The following is a 3,031-nucleotide window of genomic DNA, read 5'->3' on the forward strand; positions in this document are numbered from 1 at the left end:
GCAAAAGAGTGCCGATCGTCTCAGCCAAAGCACCCAGGATTTCCGGCTGGCGTTGGGCGAACCAGGTTACCGTGGCAACCTGCGCGAAGTATTAAGCCAACCAAATGTGCAGCGGGCATTATTGTTGCTCGATGACGCATTGGAGTTGTGTTACGACGTGGTCAAACTTTCCCTCGGTCGTTCGGCGCTGCTGGACGCTGCATTTGAACGCGCGACACAGTTCCGCACCCGCCTCAAGCGGTTGAAAGAAGTCAACGAGCCGGGGTTCAGCTATTGGTATGAATGTAACTCACGAAACTTTGTGCTGGCGTTGACGCCACTGACGGTAGCAGAACGTTTCCGTGAAATGCTCGATGAAAAACCGGGCAGCTGGATTTTCACTTCGGCAACGCTGTCGGTTAACGAGCAGATGGGGCATTTTACCGATCGCTTGGGGTTGAATAAGGCCAAGACGCTGTTGCTGCCTAGCCCGTTTGACTATGCCAATCAGGCTTTGCTGTGTGTTCCTCGTTTTCTGCCTTCGCCTAATCAACCCGGCGGAGCGCGTCAACTTGCCCGCATGTTACGGCCCATGATCGAAGCCAATCAGGGGCGTTGTTTCTTTCTTTGCACCTCTCACCAAATGATGCGGGAACTGGCTGAAGAGTTCCGGGCCACGCTGACGTTGCCGGTGCTGTTACAGGGTGAAACCAGCAAAGGCCAACTGTTGGCACAGTTTGTTGAAGCCGGTAATGCGTTATTGGTGGCGACCAGCAGTTTCTGGGAGGGCGTAGACGTGCGCGGTGATGCACTCTCCTGCGTCATTATCGATAAACTACCCTTTACCTCACCGGATGACCCGTTGCTGAAGGCACGCATTGAGGATTGCCGCCTGCGCGGTGGTGATCCCTTCAACGATGTGCAACTGCCCGATGCGGTGATCACCTTAAAACAGGGCGTTGGCCGTTTGATCCGTGATATCGACGACCGAGGCGTACTGGTGATTTGTGATAACCGCCTGGTGATGCGCCCTTATGGTGAAGTGTTCCTCAACAGCTTGCCGCCCACGCCGCGAACGCGTGATTTGGCGCAGGCTATTGCCTTCCTCAAGGGTGAATAGGCGCGACTTCGGGGGTGTGCTACAATGCGCGCCCTGTATGAAACCACTGATATTTCCCGCCTGAGGTTTGGCATGTCCACGCGAATTTTAGCGATCGATACGGCGACGGAAGCATGTTCTGTCGCTATCTGGAATCAAGGCGAAGTTCACGCCCTGTTTGAACTGTGCCCGCGCGAGCACACCCAGCGCATTTTACCGCTGGTGCAGCAGGTGCTGGCCGAATCCGGATTATCCCTTTCACAACTCGATGCCTTGGCCTTTGGCCGTGGCCCAGGGAGCTTTACCGGCGTGCGTATCGGCATTGGTATTGCCCAAGGGCTGGCGCTCGGCGCCGAATTGCCGATGCTCGGGATTTCCACGCTGCAAACCATGGCGCAAGGTGCCTGGCGCATGACCGGCGCGCAACGGGTATTGGCGGCGATCGATGCCCGCATGGGTGAGGTCTATTGGGGCCAGTTTGAACGCCAGCTTGATGGCCAGTGGCTGGAAAGTGCAGGGGAAGCGGTGCTGTCTCCACAGCAGGCTCTGGAGCGTGCGCAACACTTGCAAGGTGATTGGGCCCATGTGGGTACCGGTTGGCAAACCTATCCAGATTTGGTTGCTGGTTCCTCACTGAACGTTACCGACGGGAAAATGCTGTTGCCGCAGGCCGAAGATATGCTGCCTCTGGCGCTACAAGCCTGGCAACAAGGCCTGGCGGTCAGCGTGGAAAATGCTGAGCCGACCTATTTGCGTAACGAAGTGACCTGGAAGAAGCTACCGGGACGCGAATAGTTTCCTATAGTTATCTTAAGTTGCCGCATGTCGGCGTTCTGCTGATGTCCATTTGCAGCACGAATAGACGGCGCTCTTTAGAAAACAGTGCCGTCTGCAACTTGCACTGATGACCGTTGTCGAAGTTACAGCTAATTCAGGAGATTGCGATGATCTTAACCCGTACTGTGAGTAAAAAGCTGTTAACGCTGGCAATCGCAAGCAGCGTGTTGGCGCTCTCTGGCTGTGTGACCATTCCGGATGCGATCCAAGGCACCAGCCCCACGCCGGTCGGCCAACTGTCGATGGTGCAAAACGCGCCGAAACAGTTTACCGGCGCAGAAGCACGCTTTGGCGGTACCGTGGTGGCCGTGGCTAACGAACGTGGGCGGACCATTCTGGAGATTGCGGCGGTGCCGTTGGATTCGGGGGCGCGTCCGGTGTTGGGAGAACCTTCGCAAGGCCGTTTGCTGGCTTCGGTTAACGGTTTCCTCGATCCGGTCGATTTCAGAGGGCAACTGGTCACCGTGGTGGGGCCGATCACCGGCCTGCGGGACGGCAAGATTGGCATGACGCCATACCGCTTTGTCACCATGGATGCGACCGGCTTCAAGCGTTGGCACATCGCCCAGCAGATTGTGATGCCACCGCAGCCGATGGGGCCATGGGGCTGGCATAATGGCCCGTGGGGCCCGGGTTGGGGCGGGGGTTATGGCTGGTATAATCCAGGTCCGGCGCAGGTGCAAACTTTCGTTACGGAGTAAGGGCGCGGATTTGAGGCCTCGGCAAGTAGAAGTGTTTTTACAATTTAGGGCGGCTTAATGGCCGCCTTAATTTTTTTTGTTGTGCGGTTGCGTCGGCAATTAGTGACGTACATCGCAACCTGAATATTGTTTAAAACCCAAACTGGTACGCTGAGTTAAAGTATTGTTAAAGTTTGGCTGCAATTTTGGGGGCTACGATGATAATTAGTAATGATTTCAGGAGTAATAGCTTGGAAAAAGTCTGGTTAAAACGTTACCCGGCGGATGTTCCGGCAGAAATCGATGCCGATCAATACTCATCCCTGATCGAAATGTTTGAGAATGCGGTTGCCCGTTACGCGGATCAACCCGCCTTTATCAACATGGGTGAGGTGATGACCTTCCGCAAGCTGGAAGAGCGCAGCCGAGCGTTTGC

The 3,031-nt window shown here is 55.5% G+C and carries 3 protein-coding genes and 1 pseudogene; all 4 read left to right on the forward strand.

All coding sequences use genetic code 11. The features are described 5' to 3' along the window. Positions 1–1,099, forward strand: a 1,099-nt coding sequence (locus ACLQ7H_RS24620; protein WP_411754938.1) for an ATP-dependent DNA helicase, incomplete at its 5' end; no start/stop codon positions are given. A gap of 72 nt (positions 1,100–1,171) precedes the next feature. After that, on the forward strand, positions 1,172–1,873 hold the full coding sequence (gene tsaB / locus ACLQ7H_RS24625; RefSeq protein WP_411754939.1) for a tRNA (adenosine(37)-N6)-threonylcarbamoyltransferase complex dimerization subunit type 1 TsaB: 702 nt from the start codon (positions 1,172–1,174) through the stop codon (positions 1,871–1,873). A gap of 152 nt (positions 1,874–2,025) precedes the next feature. Continuing rightward, positions 2,026–2,616 carry a Slp family lipoprotein gene (locus ACLQ7H_RS24630; RefSeq protein ID WP_411754940.1) on the forward strand — a complete coding sequence of 197 codons (591 nt, stop codon included), beginning with the start codon at positions 2,026–2,028 and terminating at the stop codon, positions 2,614–2,616. A 230-nt stretch (positions 2,617–2,846) separates the two neighbouring features. Continuing rightward, positions 2,847–3,031: pseudogene (locus tag ACLQ7H_RS24635) on the forward strand (long-chain-fatty-acid--CoA ligase); the annotation flags it as partial.

The organism is Serratia sp. (in: enterobacteria), assembly GCF_046715635.1.
In the GTDB taxonomy this organism is placed as follows: domain Bacteria; phylum Pseudomonadota; class Gammaproteobacteria; order Enterobacterales; family Enterobacteriaceae; genus Chania.